Raw genomic sequence first — 21,026 nt, 5'->3', positions numbered from 1 at the left:
CACCCGCATGCGCGAAAAGAGGCGGAGTTCCCTTGCTGGCTTGAGGTCTTTTTGTGCTAAAGGCTCCGCGTTCCTCAGGATACGCCGGGGGAAGGGCAAACTGTGCAGTTTCCGGATGTCGGATCGCTTCCGAATACGATCAGCAACGATGAGTGATGCTCAGCTCCTCTACGAGTGGAGGAACAACGATTCGACGCGCCGGATGTCCAAGTCGAGAGAGCTGGTAGGTTGGGACGATCATGTTGCGTGGCTCGATAGACGGCTGAGGCTGGACCAGCCCAACCTCTTCGTTTTTGAGATGGGCGGAGAGCCGGTCGCTACGTTCAGGATAGACGACCAGGACGTGTCCTACACAGTCGCCCCTGACCGTCGAGGCCAGGGAATTGCGGGGATCATGTTGAGCGAGGTCCGATCGCGATTCGGTCGCCTGCGCGCCCAAATCTATGCCCGCAACGCCGCGTCCATCAGGGTTGCACAAAAGGCCGATCTAGAGGTCATGATACTGGATGACGAACGGGATTTGACAGGACAAGGATCGATCGATGACTGAGGGCATAACAATTGCGGGCCGCTCGATCGGGCAGGCACATCGACCGTTCGTCATCGCGGAGATGTCCGGCAATCACAATCAGTCTCTGGAGCGGGCGCTGGCGATCGTCGATGCAGCGGCCCAGTCCGGGGCTCACGCGCTCAAGCTGCAGACCTATACGGCGGATACGATGACGCTCGACCTCGCGCGAGACGAGTTCTTCATCGATGATCCCGGCAGCCTCTGGAAGGGCCGGTCGCTGCACAACCTCTATCAGGAGGCCTATACGCCCTGGGAGTGGCATGCCCCCATATTCGAGCGGGCCCGGTCGTTGGGCATGATTCCGTTCTCGACGCCATTCGATGCCACCGCCGTTGATTTTCTCGAGAGCCTCGACGTTCCCTGCTACAAGATTGCGTCCTTCGAAAACACCGATCTGCCGCTTATTCGCAAGGTTGCGGCGACCGGCAAGCCCATGATCGTCTCCACGGGCATGGCGACCGTGGCCGACATCGACGAGACGGTGCGGGCGGCGAGGGAGGCCGGCTGCAGGCAACTCGTCTTGCTGAAATGCACAAGCACCTACCCTGCGACGCCATCTGACACGAATCTCCTGACGATCCCCCACATGCGCGCGCTGTTCGGTTGCGAGGTCGGACTGTCGGATCATACGTTCGGGATCGGAGCCTCCGTGGCAAGCGTCGCGTTGGGCGCGACCGTGATCGAGAAGCACTTCACGCTGGCGCGCGCCGATGGCGGCGTGGATTCGACCTTCTCCATGGAGCCGCCCGAAATGGCGGCGCTGGTGATAGAGACGGAGCGGGCGTGGATGGCGCTGGGACAAGTGCACTACGGCTTGACCGAGAAGGAGCGCAGATCGTCGGTCTTCCGGCGCTCGCTTTACGTGGCTGAGGATCTGGCGGCCGGCGACGTCCTTACCGAAAGCAATTTGCGCATCGTCCGGCCTGGTCTCGGCCTGTCGCCGAAATATTTCGAGACCCTCATTGGCAAGCGTGTCGGACGGGACGTCCGCCGCGGAACCCCCATGAGCTGGGACCTGTTGTCCTCCGCAGACGATGCTGCCTCCGCACCGCAGGATACAGCGAGGAGCGCCCGTGGCTGACCGGCCGCATATCTGCCTGATCGTCGACAACCCGCTTCGTGACCTCGAAGGGTTGGTGCTCCTGGGCCGGCAACTGGCAACGCGCGGCGCGCGCGTCACGCTGGTGCCCATGTACGAGCAGGGATTCGACGTTCCGGCCCTGCGGCCGGATCTCGTGCTGGTGAACTACACCCGTCCCAACAATGCCGACCTGATCAAGTCTTACAAGCGTGCCGGAATCCTGGTTGGCGTCCTGGATACGGAGGGAATTGGCGGCAAGGATGCGGACCAGTTCGCGAGCATGGTGAAGAGCGCGGGCTGCCCCGATCTTGTGGATCTCTATTGCGTTTGGGGCGAGGCGCAGCGCGCCGCATTTCTCCGGCAGGCCGCCGTTCCCGATACGTTGCTGTTTGCTACGGGGTGTCCCCGGTATGACTTCTGCGCACCGCCTTGGCGTTCTGCGCTTTCGAAGCCATCGGTTGCGCCTGGCTACGTGCTGATCAACACCAATTTCCCTGTCGTCAATCCGCGCTTCTCCAACAACTCCTCGGACGAGGAGCAATCGATGGTGCAGGCCGGTTTCTCACGTGAGTTTGCCCGTCAGTTCATCATCGATGCCCGCGAGGCCTATCGGCAGGCGCTTGAAACTTCGATCGAGCTGGCGCGCATATTTGCGGATCAGCGATTTGTCCTTCGGCCGCATCCGTTCGAGAACATCCATGCCTACGACGCGTTCGCCGAGTTACCGAACGCAGACGTCATTCAGAGTGGGACATCGCTAGAATGGATCAGTGGGGCGCGCCTGCTCATTCATCAGAATTGTTCGACTGCGATCGAAGCGACCATGCTGCGCGTCGAGCCACTCAGCATGGAATGGTTCAATACGCCGGCACTGCGGCTTGACGCCGCAACCATGGTGAGCCGGCCGGCCGCGTCCAGCGCCGAGCTTGCCGATCTGGTTCGCGGGGCGCTGAACGGCGGGCTACAGCCACCCGCTGCTCATACGGTTGAATTTCGGAGCAAGATCATCAGGGATCTCTTCACTTCCGTGGATGGCGTGAGCTCAGGGCGCGTCTCCGACGCAGTCTTGCAAACGATCGCCAATGCTCGGGGAAAGGGCAACGGATCGAGAGGACTGACTCCGCGCCCGTCGGCGAGGGGGATGGCGGCCGGCGCGATCCGGGGCGCGCTGGGCTATCGGCTCAGCGCAGCCGTTCGGCGCAGTTATGGCAGCAAGGACGAGCAGCGCCGGCGCCTCGGCAAGACGTTTTCGTCTGAGCTCGTAAATACCATTTTGCTGCGCCTCGATTCAGCTTCAGGCGATGCTCGGCGGTTTGTCGCACAGGTCGCCACGGTAAAATCGACAAGGGCGAGGATGATGAGCGGTGCAAGCCTCGAACTTGCTCCAGTGAGCTGATCTGTGCTGCGACGGTTCCTGCACAATACGGCCATTTCGGCCGTCGCTTACGCCCTTGCCGGTGTGCTGGGCCTGTTCGCGGTCGGGTTGATCGTGAAGTCGTACGGGGTGACGATCCTGGGACTGACGGTCTTGCTCCGCGGCTTTCTGCCAATCGGCTTCCTGGCGATGATCGATTTTGGGGTATCCGAAACAACCACCCAAATGGTGGCTAGAGGGCGAATTGGCGACTGGAAAGTTGCGAGTGAAAAATTCACGATTGTCACCCTGATTGCGGGCACAACCGGGATTGCTTCGGCGGTTGTCCTCTGGTTCGTCGCGGACGGGCTTGCCGTTCTCTTCAGGGTTGCGCCTGAGCATCTTGGGGGATTCGTCATGGCCCTCAAGCTGACCTCGATCGTGGTGCCCGTGGCCTTCGTTGGCCTCGTCGCGGAGGGAGCGCTGAAGGGATTTGAGCAATATGCCTGGCTGCGGCTGACCGAGGTCGGGGGGAGCATTCTCTATGTTGCCTCGATCTATGTCTGCGTCTGGCAACATGCTCCCTACGAATGGCTCGTCTATTCGTTCCTGGCAACGGTTCTGGCCAAATACATCATACTCGCGGTCGCGACATATCTGCTCACGCGCGACGTCGGCCTCCGATTTTCCTGGTGGAGCCGCTCGAGCCGTGATGACGTTCTGTACCGGAGCTGGCTTATGTTCAACAGCCGGATCGCCGCTGCGGCGCAGCAGACGCTGATGCCTCTCGCGGTCGGGGCGCTCTATGGTCCTGTCGGAGTAGGTACGTTCGACGTGCTCACCCGGCTACCCCGATTTCTCAAGACAACGATGAGCCCGCTGTATTCAGCCATCCTTCCCATTGCCGCTCACATCGAGGAGCGGACCGATGTTCGTCGGGGCCAAATGCTGGCGCGCAATGGCCTTGTGCTTCCGGCCGCGATCATCATCCCCGTCTTGGTCGTGGTTGCCCTGTTCTCGCGGGACATATTGCGGCTATGGATCGGTGCCCAGTACTCGGATGAGTGGCTCTGGCTTGCGATCTCTTTGGCCGTGCCCGCCACCACCGTGATGCTGGGGCCCGGGCAAACGGCGTTGATGGTAAGGTCCGACTTTCTCCGCATCAGCACCCGATTGTTGTACTTCCAGGTCGTAACGCAGTACGTCATCACCGGCGTCTTGCTTCTGTTGTTGCGCGAGCGGGCTTTCGTGCTCGGATGGGCAGTATCCTACGTGGTATTTGCCCCCATTCTTGCGCATCTCCAACTGACCTTCATGGAGTTGTCTCCGGCATTGTTCTGGGAACAGGTCGCTCGGCAGATAGTGGTAGCACTCATGCTGTGTATCCTGGTGCTCAGCTCCAAGATGTACTGGCATCCTGATACGTTGACTGCTCTTGTGGTTGTCGGATCGCTGGGTTGTATTGCCGCGTGGACGTTGAGTGCCGCGTTGATCCTCTCGCCGACCGACCGCGCGATGTTCGGCCGGTTCGCACGGACAGTAACGCAGCGGTAGATCGAGAACTGTGCGTGCTAGGTTCCCGCAGCTTCGGGTTGCTACAGCCGGACGCCTTTGCTAAGAGCGGGCAGCGCACCAGGATGGGCGGCTGCGGACTGGCATTCAATTGGGTAGCAAAATGGGATTTGTTTCCAGAGCGCTTTGGCATGTGAATCGATCGCCTCTCCGCTGGGCTGTAAAGACAGGCGTCAATACCTGGCACCTCAGCGACAAGCGCGACCGGCGACGGCGGGCTGAGCTTCTGCAACCAACCGCGGTAGAAAAATCCAAGGCCGACGCGCTGAACCGCGACGGCTATGCCGTCGTCACCGAGGTCATAGACCCCGCAATTCAGCAGAAGTTCGAGGAGACTGGTCGGGCGAAGCTGGCCAATGTCGATGTTGCAGAGGGCAAGCAGACTTCGACTTGGAAGAAGTTCTGGGTGCGGCTACTTGATGCGGAGATGGAGAACGGCAAACTTAGTGCCGACAACATCTTTGTTCAGTACGCGCTGCAAAAGTCCGTCATCAATATTGTTGCAGCGGCGTTGGGTGAGATCCCCTGGCTCGACTACGTACTATTGTCCTACTCCCGCTACACCGAAGACGCGCTTGCGTCATCGCAGTTGTGGCACCGGGACCACGATGACGTAAGGGTCATTAAGCTGTTCGTCTACCTCACGGACGTCAACGAGGATGCCGATGGTCCGTTCACCTTCCTGCCCCGGCAGGCTACGGAAAAGTTCGGATACCCGCTCCGTGAAAGCCACTTTTCGGATGAGCGAGTGTTCGCGAAGGTGTTGCGCAGCGACGTGAAGGTGATGAAGGCTCCAAGGCTTTGCGCGTTCATGGTCGAGACGACCAGATGCCTGCATATGGGAAGCCGGATGGGGCCGGGGCACGGGCGCCTACTTTACACGGCGACGTTCTTGTCCTTCCCACGGATGTTCCCCGGCACCAAGCAGCGGCCTTTCCTGGCGACGCCCAACACCACAGAGCTGCAAAAGCTCGTGATGGGTCTTTGAGCCACGTCGGCGTCAGGTTTCGGAAGGAAGTTCGGTGACAGCAAAGCCCGCCACGAAGCCGGTATCCTGGCTAGACCTATCGGCGGCGTACGCGATCGACACCGCGCGCAGCCTCAATAGGATCCTATTCAAGAACATCAAGCGTACACACGACGTCGTCGATTCCGAATACAATGTCGGGCAGTGGGGGCGAGTCCTCGCCGAAAAAGCTTGGTTGCGAGAGAGAACGGCGGAAGATTTTCTGGTCGGCCACAACCACACCGAGCGCCTTGCCAAAGTCGACGGCGGCATTGTTAGACTCTCGACCAGCGACTACTATCGGTACCGCCTTGGAGCGCTAGCCGAACTGGTATCTCGGCACGCCAGCGACGCGGTTTCACTGGTCGAACTCGGTGCCGGATTTGGATACAACCTATTCTGTCTTAGCCGTGACCCACACTGGGTCAAGTTGCGGGGGCTCGACATCGCACCCAATGCGATTGAGGCCGGTCGGCAGATTGCAAGTCATTTCAAGGTCGCCGATCGCGTCAGCTTCGATCGCATAGATCTGACCAATGCAGAGGATCCGCATTTCGCCGAACTCCACGACGAAACGCTTTTGACCTATTTCTGCATCGAGCAGATTCCCTACGCCGTGGATGCCGTTCTCGAGAACATCATTCGGGCGCGACCGCGCCGGGTCATCAACATCGAGCCGGCGACGAGTATGCTGAACCGCCTCGATCCGCGCGATATTGCGAGCCGAGTGTACATCCGTTCGATGGATTATCAGACTCGTCTGTTCGGATTACTCGATGAGTTGGATGCGAAGGGCCGCATTCGCGTCATTGCGCGAGAGCGGATGAATTTTGCGCCGACACTGCACAACGATGGACTTCTCTACGTTTGGGAGCCGCTCGAAAACCTCGTTGGCGCGCGCTAAATGTCCGGCTGCTGGCGCCTTCTCCGAGCGCAGAAGCCGGCCGCAATCCGGTTGATTTTGGCCGACCTACTGCGTAAAGCTCGGCCGGTGAACCACGGTGTGCTCGGCGCTGAAGCCCCGATGGGGAGTGAGAGGGTCGCATGTCTGGCGAATTGAAGATCGAGGATGCCGTCGCGCGGGGTTACCCACCCGCCGTTCTGTACTTGCGCAATGATGACATTGTCGAAACCGAAGTGTGCGCATTCAACTATTTCTCGATCTTCCTAAAGGATAGACCCGACGCCGAAGTTCATGTTTGGTTCTTTGACGGAGCCGGCAAGCAGGCGAACTATTTTCGCAAAGACCTCGACTTCAACGACCAGTTGCAGCTGCGGACTTCGACGCTTTGCCCGAACGTTTCCGGAACTGTTGCAATGACTTTGCTACCGAAGCACGGAGCAGAGGTGCGGCCCGGGAAGAGGGTGACCACCGGATATTATGGACAGTACTACTCGCGCCACGGTGCGATCACGTTGTCGCATGAGCGTGAGGCGGTTTCGGGAAAAGCTTTCCACATGCCCGAGTGGTCGCAAACCTATCTCTCGCGGTTCATGGATGAGAGTGGCGCAATTCTTTTGAATTGCTGCCTTTCGCGGGAGGGAACGACACACGGCCATGCGAGATTACGTTCGCTGGACGGCTCGATCCTCGGGGAGCGTGCGCTGCCGGCGATCCCTTCAATGGGAGCTCTTCGGATAGGCACGCTTGAGCTCTTCCCGAATGCGAAGCAGCTAGTCGGCGGAGCCGAGTGCTTTGCTCTCGAATTCACGGGCAACAACCTCGCCAGCCCGTTCAGCTACTATCAGTTTGCTAACGGCAAATTCAGCCTGCACCATTTTTGAGGGCGTGACCGTGAGCCGATTTCCGAGCACTCCGTGGAAGCCGCATGAGCCAAGATTCCTCCTGCCGACCTTCGATGGCCTGGAGTGTAGACTTGGGCTCTCGATCCCCGTGTGGTTTCGAGCCCTTGATGTCAAATATGCCAAAAGTCTGGTTGCAGGCGTCCTGAAGAAGAACTTCTGGGAAGGCGTGAAGGATCTCGGTCCCGAGCTGACCAGCCTGATGTTATCGGGGTTTAGTAACAAGCTTCGCTTCAAGCTTCTTGTCCTCACGCGCAATGGTGACTATCTTGCCACTCGGGAGGTTTCGGCGAGCTTCGGGCCAGGAAGTTCGTTTGAGGTCAACCTCACGGACATCATAAAGCAGCTAGGCTTGCCGCCGAAAGATTATCTCGTCGTGGCGGTGATGAATCGCGGGCGGATGGATGCCTTCCGCTCGTCGCCGGGCAGCTTCTCGATGACCTATGTCGACCTGGACAATGTTGCGATCTATCGCACCGGCGCGTTCGCACGTCCGCTGAACGAGGGACGATTGAAGAGCCATGTCGGTTTCACGGGCATCAATCCGAAGGTGATTGCCAACGGCGAGTGCGTCAGCAGCGTGATGCTGATCAATCACTCCTCGGATCCCGAGTATGCGCACGAAGCGCATCCGACGTCGGTGTTGATCCGCGACGACGGCGAGCGCCTTGAAGGTGATTTCGGTCGAATTCCGCCACTCGGAGCGCGCGAAATGTCAGTCGTGGACATCTTCGGCAGCAAGGTATTCGACTTCCTAAAACCCTTCGGCGGTCGAGGCACAACGGTTACGACGTGCCTGGGCGTTACGCTGGCGAGTCTGCATCTTCATCGATCCACCGACAATCGCCGAACGCTGCTCGGGATCGAACACTCTCGGCCCGCGCACATGAACCTGACGGGTATCATGCAGCACTGATATCGCTCACCAAAGCATGATCCCGAAAAGTGTGAAGCGCTTTTCCCTCGCGACAAGCGCGGAACGCGTTTGCGCGGAGATCACGCTCAAACGATAACCCACAGCGCGATGACGATTCATCCTAATCTCATCGCGCGTTAAGGGGTCAAGAGCGGATCGCGTGACGACTCTTCAACCGCGGGACAGGTGATGAAACTTGCGATCGTCTTTCCGCTGCTGTTGGCAACGATCGGTCCCAATTCAGCAATGGACGCGATCTGCTCCTCCCCAAGAGGTAGCGTATTGGGGAAATAACTTGTCCGCTCCCCATCGATAGTTGTCGCCCAGTCAGCCGTCTTGGAGGAGAACACAAAGAGAGTGCGAATTTCACTCGGCTTGTCGTAGTCGCTTTTGAAGTTGTTGATCCTGCGGATCGTGTACCAATATTCAGAAGCGCCGCCGTCGACCAGCTGCCTCACGGCCTTACAGTAGCCCATCCTGTCCGCTCTTCGCGCCGCCCCAATTGCCTGCTGAAGCAGCTCTCTCTTGTCCGTGGCGATAGTGTCAAGGTTGGAGAATGGAACGATGCCGCCAATTCCGGTACGGGCACGTACGATCGACATCGTATACAAGTCCGAGATAACGGCTGTGTCGGGTTGAAAGCTGCGTAAAGCTTGTGCGACCGCCAGGTCGTCTTCGGTGTAGTGAGCAACTACGTGAACTTGAGAGGTCGGCCGTCCATAAGAGTGCGGCAGTGAAACGAATTTCGAGCCAACGCGATCCAGAGATAGGGCGAACGCCGCCAGGGTAGCCAGTAAAACGTATTCCATCCTGCCCGAGCAAAAGAATGCGGAGATGGCCATCACGGCGAGCAGCGAGAACATGATCGTGATCGGCCATACGAATTCAAGGTATGGTCGATAAAGCGCCAGCGTGTGCGCGGCTAGAAGATAGGTGCCCGAGGTGAGCAGGACCACAATCGTGGCGAACGGAAGCGCGCTCCGCACGGATTTCCATATCTGGAGCAGCGCGATTGATAGGGACACCGAGAACAGCAGCACCACGTAAAAGGAGGCGCGATATGCGAACGGGGTGCCGACAAGGATCAATAGCGTCAGAGACCAGCCGATAATCCAGGATACCGAAAATCTCTGGTCTTGCCAAAGAGACCGTCCCGATCGGCTCAGGGTCGTGTACAGGAACGTCGCGGCGAGCAGGAGCGCAAGGTTCAGTCCGATCGTCCTGGTCCATTCCACGAGCGCATTTCGAAGGCCCGTTCCGAGTTCAAAGTCATCACCAGGGTTGCTGCCCAGGATCAGTGCGGTCCATGAAACGATCGGGTCGGATAGATTCGAGAAAGTCGGAATATTGAGCAGCTGTGCCACGGCCATGCCTACCGGGACTAAGCTGCACAGGGGAAGTATCACTCCCGGCACTATCAGGTATCGCCGTAGTACGAGGGGTATCGGCACGGCAAGCGCCCAGCCGACACCCATTGCAATCGGGATCAAGATGATGCTCGAACGGTGCATCGGCAACATCGAGCCGGTCATCAGCAAGATAAGCAACAAGACCGGATCGACGCTCTTGCGGAGAGTCACGGTGCCGCCTGGAGGGGACATCTCGAATGATAACTGAACAAAGGGAATCTGCGACGCGCCAGCGACGGCGATCAGGAAGTAGGTCTGAGCCAGATGCGTCCATCGGAACGCCAAGAACAATTCGGCCGCCACCAGAGCTAGGAGCAGCAGCGACGAGTTTCTGATCTCAGTGGTTCCCGCTGCGCGCTGCATCCACTTGTTGGTAGTCGTCATCAGCAGCAAGCTGGAAAAAAAGCAGAGAATCCCGTTGCTGAACTCACCATTTACCACCACGGCAGAGACGATGACGAAAACGACGGCACGGTGGTGAGGGCTGGACACGATCGAAGACGCTGCAAATACCACAACGAGCTTGAAGAGCATCGTCGAGGGCCCGAGTGCCCAGTATCCGACGAGTTGATCGAAGCCAAAGGTCCTGACGAGTATTCCGGCAATCGCTTGTTTAATCGGAATGTACGAATCGGTGACGTATGGACTGAGAATGCCGAACCGCCCGAGCTCTTCGGCTCCCTTCATGGAATGCACGTCCTGGAACAGGTCGCCGGTCGGGTAGTGATACAGAACAAAGTATGTATAGAGATAAACGATCAGAACGGTGCTGATCGAAATCAGGAGGGCTGGGGAGGCAATGTGCCAGTTCGCTTTGTGTCGTATCAGCAACCACAGACCCAAGGCCGTTGCGACCATGACGAGCAAGCACAAGCCGCGAAAGCTTCCGCGCAGGATACCAAGTGCTTCGGCGTACTGCAGCAAAATGGTCAACACGACAAAACCGGCACAGCATGCGCTGGCCAATACGAGGGAAAGTGGTAGTTTGCCCAGCATGCCACGGAGAAGGCAAAGCATGGTGCCCAGGGGAATCAGATAAAAAAGCGGGGAGACCAGAATTGAGATCACGTTCAACTCGATGATCGGATTAGTGCGGAAGTTCCAGGAATGACCAGTCATCGTGCTTTGGGCACATGCGCGAACATGCATGACTACGCCAAAGAAGCAAGCTTGATATCTCTCTTGTTTCTTGCACAACCAGTGAGTTAGTAGCCATCTAATGTTTCGTCCGTATCTGGGGTCGGAAAAGAGCTAGTGCCAAAGCAAGCTGTCGTTCTGGTGGGCGGGCTCGGATCTCGCCTCGGAGAAAAAACTCGGTCGTTGCCCAAGCCGATGCTTGAGATCGCCGGGAAGCCGTTTCTCGACCATATCCTGGATGAGTTGGCCCGCTATCCAAGCATTGAAGAGATCCTTCTGCTGGCGGGATATCGAGCGCAACAGGTGGTGGGAGCTTATGACGGTCGGAAGCGGCGAGGTGCGTCCATTTCGGTCTTGTGCGAACCTGTGCCATCCGGAACCGCCGGGGCGTTGAAATATGCCTCGTCGAGGTTGCGGGAGCAGTTTTTCCTTCTGAACGGCGATTCGTTTTTCGACTTCAACCTGCTCGATCTCGCCCGGCAGGCGGAAGGTTCGTCTGCGCTGGTTCATATGGCGCTGAAGCGTGATCAGCCCGGAGATCGCTACGGCAGGCTTGTACTGGATGGCCGAAAAGTCGTGAAGTTCCTCGCAGCTGGCTCGCAGCCAGGCGGGGCGATTAACGCAGGCATCTATTGCCTCGATCGAAGCGTCATCTCCCTGATTGAGGAAATTCCATGCTCGCTGGAACAGAGCGTATTTCCGCAGCTGGTCGCGAAGGGACAGATAGAGGCGTTTCCGTATGACGGCTTCTTCATCGATATCGGCATTCCCACCGATTTTGAGCGCGCACAGGAAGAATTACCCTGCAGGCTGAAGCGGCCCGCAGTTTTCTTCGACCGCGACGGCGTGCTGAACGTCGACAAGGCCTATGTACACCGGATCGAAGACTTCGAGTGGGTCAGTGGTGCGCGCGAGGCGATCAAACTCTGCAACGATCTCGGCTACTACGCCTTTGTTGTCACCAATCAGTCAGGAGTCGCGCGCGGCTACTACGGCATCGACGATGTCCACCGGCTGCACGCCTGGATGACCGGCGAACTCGCCGCGGTAGGTGCACATGTCGACGACTACCAATATTGTCCGTTCCACGAGGACGGCACGGTCGAGGCATATCGTCGCCTCAGCGACCGGCGCAAGCCGGCGCCGGGCATGATTCTCGACTGCATGAAGGCATGGCCTGTCCGGGTCGAAGGAAGCCTGCTCGTTGGCGACAATGGTCGCGATCTCGAAGCGGCCATCGCTGCAGGGATACCGGGTCACCTCTATAAAGAGGGTGACTTGGTCGCGTTCCTTCGCCCGCTGCTCGAGTCCGGATCTAAAGCGCGATGAGATCAGGACGAATCGTCGTCGCGCTTTAGGTTGTTGTTCGAGCCATGATCTCCACGCAAACGCGTTCCGCGTTTGTCGCGAGAGAAAACCGCTTCGCACTGTTCCGGATCAGGCTCTAACTCCGGCTGATCGCGCGGAACATGTATTCGGCCTGCTCCCAGTCCTCGATAGTGTCGATGTCCTGGACGAGGTGCCGTGGCAGGACAACTCCGATGGATCGATCCGAGAACACCGGCACGGCTTCGAGAAATGCCGCAGCGGTGCCCCAGTAGAACTGGCCTGCGTCGTGATAGGCCGGCTGCAGGTCTTGCGAACGCGTCAGGCGGTGTTCGGGATAGAAGGGATCGACTCGACCGGACGCCGTGATGCGCACGGCTCGCTGGATCGGAAACGCGTAGCTCGTGACTGAAAATGCGAAGGCGGCATCCGAGCCCGTGAGGGCGTCGTGGGCCTGCCGCAGATATCGCGGCTGGATCAGCGGCGCGGTGGCGTAAATGCAGCAGGCGTGGCTGATGTCGTCACCGCGTTCGGTGAGCCAGGCGATGGCATGTTTGACAACGGCGTTGGTCCCGGTGTGATCGTCCGAAATCTCCTTCGGCCGGACAAACGGCGTCGCCGCGCCGAATTGACGGGCCACGGCGGCGATCTCATCATCATCCGTGGACACGATGATCTCGTCGAAGAGGCTGCTGTCGCGCGCCGCTTCGATCGAATAGGCGATGATCGGTTTGCCGCAGAACGGCCGGATGTTCTTGCGGGGAATCCGCTTGCTTCCGCCGCGCGCTGGGATGACGGCGATCTTCACGCGAGGATCTTCGCAAGCGCTGCGACGACGGTATCCTGCTGGGCATCCGTCATCTTCGAGAACAGCGGCAGCGTGATGGCGTCCTGGTAGTAGCTCTCGGCCTCAGGGAACATGCCGACGCTGAAGCCGAGGCGTTGATAATAGGGCTGAGTGTGCACCGGGATATAGTGCACGTTGACGCCGATGCCCGCGGCGCGCAACGCCTCGAAGACCTGCCGCCGGCTGAGCTTGATCTCGTTCCGCCGCAGTCGGATCACGTAGAGGTGCCAGGCCGAATTCGTGTCCGGGTGTTGCCACGGGCAGATCACCGGCAGCTTCGCAAGCAGCGCGTCGTAGCGCGCCGCCAGCTCCCGCCGGCGCGCGACAAAGGCGTCGAGCCGGCCGAGCTGGCTGGCGCCGAGCGCAGCCTGGATGTCGGTCATGCGGTAGTTCAGGCCGAGCTCGACCTGTTCGTAGATCCAGGGACCAAAGCGGTCCTCGTTGGAGCGTCGCTCGTCGACCGGATCGGTCTGTACGGGACGGACGATGCCGTGGGTGCGCAGGTAGGAAAGGCGTTCGGCAAGCTTCGGCTCATTGGTCAGCGCCATGCCGCCTTCGCCGGTCGTAATGATCTTGACTGGGTGGAAGCTGAAAACCACGATGTCGCTGAGATGACCGGAGCCGACCTTCTGCCCGCGATAGTCGCCGCCGACCGCGTGAGAGGCGTCCTCAATGATGCGAAAGCCGTAGCGATCCGACAGGGCGCGGATCTCGGTCATCTCGCAGGATTGTCCGGCGAAATGCACGGGGATCACGACCTTCGGCAGCCGGCCCTGCGCGCTCGCGCGCTCGAGCTTCTCACGCAATGCCGCGACGCTCATGTTGTAGGTGCGCGGATCGATGTCGACGAAGTCGACGCTCGCGCCGCAGTAGAGCGCGCAATTGGCCGACGCCACGAAGGTGTTCGGCACGGTCCACAGAATGTCGCCGGGACCCAGATCAAGCGCGAGACAGGCGATATGAAGCGCGGCGGTCGCATTCGACACCGCGACCGCGTTGGCCGCGCCGCAGTACCTGGCGAGCGCCTGTTCGAACCGGGGGCCGGCCTGCCCCTGGGTCAGCCAGTCCGATTGCAGGACGTCCTTGACCGCGTCGATGTCCTCAGCGGAAATATCCTGGCGACCATACGGGATCATTGGACCGCAATTTTGTTGAATTCTCTGATCTCGGCCACGTCGAGAAAGTGGTCGTTCCTTCCGGAATTGTACTCGAAGCCGTCAGACACCGCTTCGCCTCGCTCGCCGATCTGGTTCGTGAGGTAGTCGACGTCGCGACGATAGAACTTGATCGTCGGTTTGATCACGAAGTGATCGCGGAATTTGAGCGTCAAATGCGAATCGTCGGTCGGGCACATGACTTCGTGGAGCTTCTCGCCCGGCCGGATGCCGATCACCCTGGTCGGCAGCGTCGGAGCCATTGCTGCCGCGAGATCGGGAATACGCACCGAAGGTATCATCGGAACGAAGATCTCGCCGCCGGACATGCGCTCGAAGCTCTTGATCACGAAGTCGACGCCCTGCTGCAGCGAGATCCAGAACCGCGTCATACGCGGATCTGTGATCGGCAGATGATCGGCGCCCTCGGCGATCATCTTGTTGAACAACGGCACGATCGAACCGCGCGAGCCGACGACATTGCCATAGCGGACCACGCTGAACGCGGTGCGATGGCCGCCCGCCATGTTGTTGGCCGCGATGAACAGCTTGTCGGAGGCGAGCTTGGTCGCGCCGTAGAGGTTGATCGGCTGTGCCGCCTTGTCGGTGGACAACGCGATGACCTTGTCGATGTCCGCATCAAGCGCGGCCTGGATGACGTTTTCTGCCCCGTGGACGTTGGTCTTGATGCACTCCATGGGATTGTATTCGGCGGCCGGTACCTGCTTTAGCGCGGCTGCGTGCACCACGAAGTCGATACCCTTCATGGCCGCGCGCAGGCGCTCGCCGTCGCGCACGTCGCCGATGAAGTAGCGCATCGCAGGCTGATTGAAGTCCTGCTGCATCTCATATTGCTTCAGCTCGTCGCGCGAATAGACCACGACGCGACGCGGCTTGAAGTTTTTCAGGAGGCAGCCGACAAACTTCTTTCCGAACGATCCCGTGCCGCCGGTGATCAGAATGGACTTATCGTTGAACATGCTCGTTTCCGCGCCGGATCGTCGTTTGAATGAAATGGGAATGGGGCTGGTTACCACACGCTCCTGCCGCCGTCCATCACCAGGTTCTGTCCGGTCATGTAGCTCGATGCGTCCGAGCAGAGGAACTGCACCGCTGCACGGTATTCGTCGACGTCGGCCATGCGGCCCATCGGGATCAGACGCGTGAGCCGCTCGACGAAAGCGGGATCCTGGTTGTTGAAGACGCCGCCGGGCGAGATCGCGTTGACGCGGACGCCGTGGTCGGCCCAGTAGGTCGCAAGGTATTTCGTCAACCCGATCAGGCCGTGCTTGATTACCGAATAGGTCACGGGCTTGACCGGCTGTTCCTCCTCGCGCGTGACGCCCGGCTGGCGATAGAGCCGCTGGTCCGGCGCAATCACGCCGAGATCGGAGGCGATGTTGAGGATCACGCCGCGGCCGAGCCTGGCCATCTCGCCGCCGAACACCTGGGCGCACAGCATTGCGCCGGTGAGGCCGACGGCGATCTCCGTCTGCCATTGCGGCACCGGGAACGCTTCGAAGCGCGAGGAATGCATTACGCCGGGCGCCGACGTCACCTTGGGATCGATTGCGGCGTTGTTGACGAGGATGTCGACGGTGATACCGCGGCTCGCAATCTGTTCGTGTGCGGCGCGCACCGAGTCGTGCGACGTCACGTTGATCTCGCCCGCAATCAGATCGGCTTTGGGCAGGTTCTGCTTCAGAGCCGCGATGGCGGCTTCAGCCTGTGTCACGCTGACGTCTGTGACGACGACGCGCGCGCCGGCCTCGGCAAGCGCTGCGACATGCTGCTTGCCCAGCAGTCCACCGGCGCCAGTCACGAGCGCCGTCCGTCCGGTCAAGTCGTAGCGGGAGGAGGGGCTTGCCATGAAAATGCTCCTGTTCAACTCCGCAACTGGCCGCCATCGACCACCATCACGCTGCCCGTGATGAATGCGGCGCGCGGCGAGGCGAGGAAGGCGACGAGGTCTGCGATCTCCTCGGGTCTGCCGAGTCGGCGCAGCGCCACCTCGCGTTGGAGCATGTCGTCGACCGCCTGCTTGTTCTCTGCAATCCTGCGAGCCCAGGTGCCGTCGGCTGCCAGAATGTTGCCGGGCGCCACGGCGTTGATGCGGATGCCTTCAAGCGCGAGCGGCCGCGAAAGCCCACGAACCGTCGCGTTCAATGCTGCCTTTGCGGCGTAATAGGTGACGGGTGCACCGATCGCGGCCATGCCGGCGATCGAGGAGATGCAGATGATGGCGCGGTCGCCGCTGCCGCGCGCCATCGAGGGGCGCGCTGCTTCGATCATGTTCGTCGTGGCGAACAGATTGAGGTCCATCACCCGCGACCATTCCGACGCCGTTTCCTGGCCGGGTGGGACGGAAGCGCCATTGCCGACGTTGCAAATGAGGATGTCGATTTGGCCCCATTGCCGTTCGACATCGTGCACCAGCGCACGCGCGGCGGCAGGGTCGGCGACGTCGGCCACATGAATTGACGTGCTGCCGGCGATCGTCGCGCGCGCCGCATGCAGCGCGTCCGCCCCGCGTGCGGCAAGCGCGACTTTTGCGCCTTCGGACGCGAGCGTCGTCGCGATCGCAAGCCCGATCCCCCGGCTGGCGCCGGTGACGAGCGCGACACGATCGTTCAGCTCGAGCTTCATCGCGCGGCGTCCTCGATCCAGCCGATCGTCATGTCGCGATATCTAGCAAGCGCTCCGGCGTGGTCGCCGTCGGCGGCGCGTGCGGTTTGCAGGATATACTGACCCTTGTAGCCGGCACGCTCGATCAGCCGGATCGTCTTGGCGAGGTCCGCGTTGCCGGTGCCGAGCGGCACCGTAGTGCCGCCGCGAATGCGATCCTTCACGTGCACATTGAGAATGCGCGGCGCATAGGCAGCGATCTCCTCGTCGCTGTCATATCCGAGCGAGGCGCTGTTGCCGCTGTCGTAGTTGACGCCGAACATTTCGGCCGGAAAGGCCTCCATGAACCGGGCGAGCTCGCGCGGCGGCAAATCGGATTCGAAGACGATCTTGACGTTCTGCCGTGCGAGCGCCTCGCGGCGGGCAAGCAGCACCCGCTTGAGCGTATCGCTCTCGCTCTCGCGCTCGATCTTGCCGTTGTCGACCAGCGGGATCACCACGAATTCGATGCCGAGCCGGCTGCAGGCGGCGAGCAGGAGGTCGAGGTCGGCGACAAGCACGTCGCGCACCACGGCATCGACCTTCCAGAACGGCGCCTGCATGAAGCAGTCTCCGGTCAGGCTCGGGATGCGCAGGCCATTCTCGCGCGACAATGCGATGATCTCGTTCTGACCTTTTTCGGTCATCAGCGGATTTTCGCGTAACCGCTCCTGGTCGATGGTCCATTCCATTCGCGTCAAGCCGAGAGCTTTCGCGCGTGAAAATTCCTCGCGCCATTCGTCCCAGGGAAATGCCTGGATCTTGCCGTCGACCAGCGTCGACAGCCTGCCTTGCATGAAGCCGATGCGTTCGAGCGTTGCGGTCACGTTGTCCTGTCCGGGCTGATAGCGAGGCCTTTGGCAGTCCAGCCGCCGTCGACGAAGATCTCCTGGCCGGTCACATAGGCAGACGCCTGCGAGGCCAGAAATACCGCCGCGCCGACCATATCGGCGGGTTGGCCCCAGCGCCCGAGAATGGTGTGGCGGCGACGGTCTTCATGCATGGCCGGATCGGCGAAGCTCTTTGCGGTCATCTCCGTCGCGACGTAGCCGGGCGCCAGCGCATTGACGCGGATGCCGTCGGCAGCGTAGTCGGCCGCAAGCGCGCGCGTCAGCCCGGCAAGGCCAGCTTTTGCCGCGACATAGCCGGGATTCCCCGGGAAACCGCGCACCGAATTGATGCTGGTGACGTTGATGATCGAGCCACCCGACGCCTTCATCAGCGGATGGGCTGCGAGAATGGTCGCATAGACGCCGGTAAGATCGGTTGCAACCGTCGCGCGGAAGCGGGCGAGCTCGCTCTCGGCGCTTTGGGCGGGAAGGCTGATGCCGGCCGCGTTAACCAGCACGTCGAGTCGTCGGTGCTGCGCGCCGACAATGCCGAACGCGTGCGCGATCGCGGCATCGTCCGAGAGATCGCAAGCGATTGCCGTCACGCCCTGCGGCGCGGTGCCGGAACGGCTGAGCCCGAAGACGTCGGCGCCGGCATCCTTCAAGCCAGCCGCGATCGCGGCCCCGATGCCGCGCGATGCGCCGGCGACGACCGCAATCTTGTCGGCAAGCGAGAAGGCGCTGAGGTCAGGCATAGCCGTAAGCCTGGATGATCGCGGCGCAGAGCTTGACGTCCTCGGGGCGGTCGATCTGGAACATCTTGTGACGCTCCATCACGTGAAAGCCGATCTTGCCGCCCAGGCGGTTGTTCTGCTCGCGCAGGAGCGACGGGATCAGGACGTAGAACGAGCCGTTTTCGAGATAGCGCTTCTCGATCTGCTGCCGCATACGGCGGTTGCGGAAGTCGTAGTTGATCGGCTCCGGTCCGCCCGTGCCGATCCGCCAGTTGAAATAGTCCTCGACCTCGCAGACCGAGAGCAGGCTGTCGAGATTTTCCCGCTCGAAGGTATCGAGCGCCTGTTCGATATCTCGAGGCTCGCGGATCGGAGAGGTTGCCTGGAGCGCGACGATGCGCTCGAAGCGGCCCGCCCGCTCGTCAATCGCATTGAGCGCGTGCAGCCAGGCGGATTCGGACGAGGCGAGATCGCCGGAGATGTCGTCCGGGCGGCGCACGCCGACGGCGCCTGCGGCTTCGGCCGCGGCGAGGATCTGGTCGCTGTCGGAGGACACTGCCACCACGTCGACGCCGCGGGCCGCGCGCGCCTGTTCGACTGTCCAGGCGATCAGCGGCTTGCCGCAGAGATCGAGCAGGTTCTTGTGCGGAATACCCTTGGAGCCGCCACGCGCGGCGATCACGGCCAGCGTCTTGCGCGCCATCAGATGTGCCCCTCGAGCCGCTCGAGCGCCGTCCAGAAGCCTTCGCCCATGTTTTTGTGGCCCTGCCAGATCTCGGGAATGAAAGAAGCGGTAGGCGCGTGCTCGCGCAGCACTTTTCCGATCTCGTTGAAGTCGATTTCGCCTTCGCCGACCTGGAGACCTTCGCCGTCCAGTCCCTTGGCGTCGCCGAAATGCAGATGCGCGGTGTGCGGGCCGAGCTGCGCCAGGCCTTGCGCAAAGTCGAAGCCGAAATGATTGGCGGCGAGCTTCGTGTGGGAGATGTCGACGCACATCCGCAGATCATGTTTGGCGCAGAATGCGGCGGACTCTTCCGGGAAGATGAAAATGTTCTGGTGCCGCTGTCCGCCGAAATGCCAGGGGAAGGGCGCCATGGTCTGCGGCGTCAGCTCGACACCCTCCATGTCCAGCTCCTTCAGGCTCTGCGCAAAGATGCGGTAGCGTTCGGCCTTCTCTTCTGGCGGCAGCGGCTCGTCCATCGTGAAGCCGCCGATATTGGCGACGATTGGCGGGCGCTTCGTCTTCGGGAAGAATTTCTTCAGGTTGCGGGTGATGTCGATCACCGCCTGTGTCTGCTCGAGCGAGTAGCGCCGCAGCGTCTCGTCGGGCGTCGCCAGATCCATCAGCTTGGAGCCGGCGAACAGCTCCGGCGCGTGCACGACGAAGCCGAGATCGTAGGTGCCGGACAGGTAGGCCGCCGGATCGCGCTCCATGTCGCTATAGCTGAGGTGGAACTCGATGATGTCAGGCTCGCAGATTTCGAGGAAGCGCTCGGTGTCGTGATAGCGCACCGGGACACCCCACGGGCGGTCGAAGCGGTAGCGCCGCGCTTTCGCGGCGCCCTCGTCGAGGTCGCTCTGAAAGAAATAATCGTCTGCTGCCATCTTCCGCTTGAGAACCTTGCCGATCAGCGCGGGCATTTTCAGCGGCGACAGACCCTGGCCCGGGCTCTTCACGGCAATATCATCGTCGGAAATGACGGTGCCAGGCGCGATGTCGCGCGCGGCTACGAGGCTTTTGGCGAGATTCTCGCGGTTGATCAATTCACCCTGGCTCAGGGCGCGCTCGGCGAGCTTTTCGCCGCGCGCCGCTTCCACCTCGCGGATGCCGGCGACGAGCGCCTTGAATTCCTCCGGCTCGAGGCTTGCAGCATGGTCCGGGCCTTCCATCTCGCGGTCGAGGGTGATGTGGCGCTCGATCACGATGGCGCCGAGTGCCACCGCTGCCGTCGACACCGCTGTGCCGCGTTCATGCCCGGAGTAGCCCACGATCGGATGGATTTCGCGCAGCGTCTCCATAAAGCGCAGATGGATGTTGTGCAGCGCCGCCGGATAGGTGCTCTGGCAATGCAGGAGCACATAGCTCGCCTTGCGCTCGTCGAGGAATTTTGCCGCGGTCTTGATCTCGTCCGTCGTGCTCATGCCGGTCGAGACGATCAGCGTCTTGCCGGTCGCGATCAGTTTCGCGAGCAGCGGAAGGTTGGTGAGGTCGGCGGAGGCGACCTTGTAGGCCGCAACGCCAAAACCTTCGAGCACGGCCACGCTCTTGGCGTCCCAGGGCGTGCAGAGATATTGAATGCCCTTCGAGGCGCAGTAGTCGGCGATCTTCTTTTGCTGCTCCGTCGTCAACTCGAACCGGCGGAGCAGGTCGAGCGTGTATTCGACGGCGAGGTCGTCGTCCTTTCCCGACAGCGAGGAGGCGCGGTAGACCTCGTCGAGCTTGCGCATCTGGAACTTGGCGCAATCTGCGCCGGCCGCGACCGCAGCATCGACCAGCGCGATGGCACGGTCGAAATCGCCGTTGTGGTTGTTGCCGATCTCGGCGATCACATAACAGGGCTCGCCATCGCCGACGAGGCGTTTGCCGATGCGGATCGGGGCGGTCTTATGGGGCGAAGTCAT

The 21,026-nt window shown here is 60.8% G+C and carries 19 protein-coding genes; 9 read left to right on the top strand and 10 right to left on the bottom strand.

Annotated elements, in window-relative coordinates:
* The first annotated feature begins 7 nt into the window (after nt 1-7).
* From SO140_RS31940 to SO140_RS31905, 8 genes are all read left to right on the top strand, one after another.
* Nucleotides 8-550: a GNAT family N-acetyltransferase gene (locus SO140_RS31940; RefSeq protein WP_498543565.1), complete on the top strand. Its 543-nt coding sequence runs from the start codon at nt 8-10 to the stop codon at nt 548-550.
* Nucleotides 543-1,652, top strand: coding sequence for a pseudaminic acid synthase (gene pseI / locus SO140_RS31935; protein ID WP_449379041.1), 1,110 nt, complete (start codon nt 543-545; stop codon nt 1,650-1,652). The genes SO140_RS31940 and pseI overlap by 8 nt, the downstream gene beginning before the upstream one ends.
* On the top strand, nt 1,645-3,048 hold the full coding sequence (locus tag SO140_RS31930) for a surface carbohydrate biosynthesis protein (protein WP_449379042.1): 1,404 nt from the start codon (nt 1,645-1,647) through the stop codon (nt 3,046-3,048). The genes pseI and SO140_RS31930 overlap by 8 nt, the downstream gene beginning before the upstream one ends.
* Before the next feature lie 3 nt (nt 3,049-3,051).
* Nucleotides 3,052-4,560 carry a lipopolysaccharide biosynthesis protein gene (locus tag SO140_RS31925; RefSeq protein ID WP_449379043.1) on the top strand — a complete coding sequence of 503 codons (1,509 nt, stop codon included), beginning with the start codon at nt 3,052-3,054 and terminating at the stop codon, nt 4,558-4,560.
* A gap of 121 nt (nt 4,561-4,681) precedes the next feature.
* The gene (locus SO140_RS31920; protein WP_449379044.1) at nt 4,682-5,566 is read left to right on the top strand and encodes a 2OG-Fe(II) oxygenase family protein; all 885 of its coding nucleotides are present in this window, start codon (nt 4,682-4,684) and stop codon (nt 5,564-5,566) included.
* Between the two features lie 34 nt (nt 5,567-5,600).
* Nucleotides 5,601-6,488: a class I SAM-dependent methyltransferase gene (locus SO140_RS31915; protein ID WP_449379045.1), complete on the top strand. Its 888-nt coding sequence runs from the start codon at nt 5,601-5,603 to the stop codon at nt 6,486-6,488.
* Between the two features lie 140 nt (nt 6,489-6,628).
* Nucleotides 6,629-7,369, top strand: coding sequence for a hypothetical protein (locus SO140_RS31910; protein WP_449379046.1), 741 nt, complete (start codon nt 6,629-6,631; stop codon nt 7,367-7,369).
* Nucleotides 7,370-7,556: 187 nt separating this feature from the next.
* Nucleotides 7,557-8,303 (top strand): hypothetical protein, encoded by a 747-nt coding sequence (locus tag SO140_RS31905; RefSeq protein WP_449379047.1) that lies wholly within the window; start codon nt 7,557-7,559, stop codon nt 8,301-8,303.
* A 137-nt stretch (nt 8,304-8,440) separates the two neighbouring features.
* On the opposite strand, the gene SO140_RS31900 is transcribed toward SO140_RS31905, so the two are convergent.
* Nucleotides 8,441-10,831: a hypothetical protein gene (locus tag SO140_RS31900; protein WP_449379048.1), complete on the bottom strand. Its 2,391-nt coding sequence runs from the start codon at nt 10,829-10,831 to the stop codon at nt 8,441-8,443.
* 135 nt (nt 10,832-10,966) lie between these two features.
* Here SO140_RS31900 and SO140_RS31895 point away from each other — a divergent pair, with 135 nt between their 5' ends.
* Nucleotides 10,967-12,178 carry an HAD-IIIA family hydrolase gene (locus SO140_RS31895; protein ID WP_474800823.1) on the top strand — a complete coding sequence of 404 codons (1,212 nt, stop codon included), beginning with the start codon at nt 10,967-10,969 and terminating at the stop codon, nt 12,176-12,178.
* 115 nt (nt 12,179-12,293) lie between these two features.
* On the opposite strand, the gene pseF is transcribed toward SO140_RS31895, so the two are convergent.
* Genes pseF through SO140_RS31850 form a run of 9 tightly spaced genes read right to left on the bottom strand, consistent with a single transcriptional unit; the run spans nt 12,294 to nt 21,026 of the window.
* Entirely contained in the window at nt 12,294-12,983 is a 690-nt protein-coding gene (pseF, locus tag SO140_RS31890; protein ID WP_449379049.1) for a pseudaminic acid cytidylyltransferase, read from the bottom strand.
* Nucleotides 12,980-14,158 carry a UDP-4-amino-4,6-dideoxy-N-acetyl-beta-L-altrosamine transaminase gene (gene pseC, locus SO140_RS31885; RefSeq protein WP_449379050.1) on the bottom strand — a complete coding sequence of 393 codons (1,179 nt, stop codon included), beginning with the start codon at nt 14,156-14,158 and terminating at the stop codon, nt 12,980-12,982. Before pseC ends, pseF begins: the two co-directional genes overlap by 4 nt.
* On the bottom strand, nt 14,155-15,156 hold the full coding sequence (gene pseB, locus SO140_RS31880) for a UDP-N-acetylglucosamine 4,6-dehydratase (inverting) (protein WP_449379051.1): 1,002 nt from the start codon (nt 15,154-15,156) through the stop codon (nt 14,155-14,157). Before pseB ends, pseC begins: the two co-directional genes overlap by 4 nt.
* A gap of 50 nt (nt 15,157-15,206) precedes the next feature.
* Nucleotides 15,207-16,046: an SDR family oxidoreductase gene (locus SO140_RS31875; protein ID WP_449379052.1), complete on the bottom strand. Its 840-nt coding sequence runs from the start codon at nt 16,044-16,046 to the stop codon at nt 15,207-15,209.
* A gap of 14 nt (nt 16,047-16,060) precedes the next feature.
* The gene (locus SO140_RS31870) at nt 16,061-16,822 is read right to left on the bottom strand and encodes an SDR family NAD(P)-dependent oxidoreductase (protein ID WP_449379053.1); all 762 of its coding nucleotides are present in this window, start codon (nt 16,820-16,822) and stop codon (nt 16,061-16,063) included.
* The gene (locus tag SO140_RS31865) at nt 16,819-17,667 is read right to left on the bottom strand and encodes a sugar phosphate isomerase/epimerase family protein (protein WP_449379054.1); all 849 of its coding nucleotides are present in this window, start codon (nt 17,665-17,667) and stop codon (nt 16,819-16,821) included. Before SO140_RS31865 ends, SO140_RS31870 begins: the two co-directional genes overlap by 4 nt.
* Nucleotides 17,664-18,425, bottom strand: a complete 762-nt coding sequence (locus SO140_RS31860) for an SDR family oxidoreductase (RefSeq protein ID WP_449379055.1) — start codon at nt 18,423-18,425, stop codon at nt 17,664-17,666. The genes SO140_RS31865 and SO140_RS31860 overlap by 4 nt, the downstream gene beginning before the upstream one ends.
* Entirely contained in the window at nt 18,418-19,107 is a 690-nt protein-coding gene (locus SO140_RS31855; protein ID WP_449379056.1) for an acylneuraminate cytidylyltransferase family protein, read from the bottom strand. Before SO140_RS31855 ends, SO140_RS31860 begins: the two co-directional genes overlap by 8 nt.
* On the bottom strand, nt 19,107-21,026 hold the full coding sequence (locus tag SO140_RS31850) for an N-acetylneuraminate synthase family protein (protein ID WP_449379057.1): 1,920 nt from the start codon (nt 21,024-21,026) through the stop codon (nt 19,107-19,109). Before SO140_RS31850 ends, SO140_RS31855 begins: the two co-directional genes overlap by 1 nt.

This window comes from Bradyrhizobium sp. UFLA05-108 (genome assembly GCF_059803455.1).
The sequence above is the reverse complement of the archived record's forward strand: the minus strand, read 5'-3'. Positions and strand labels throughout refer to the sequence as shown.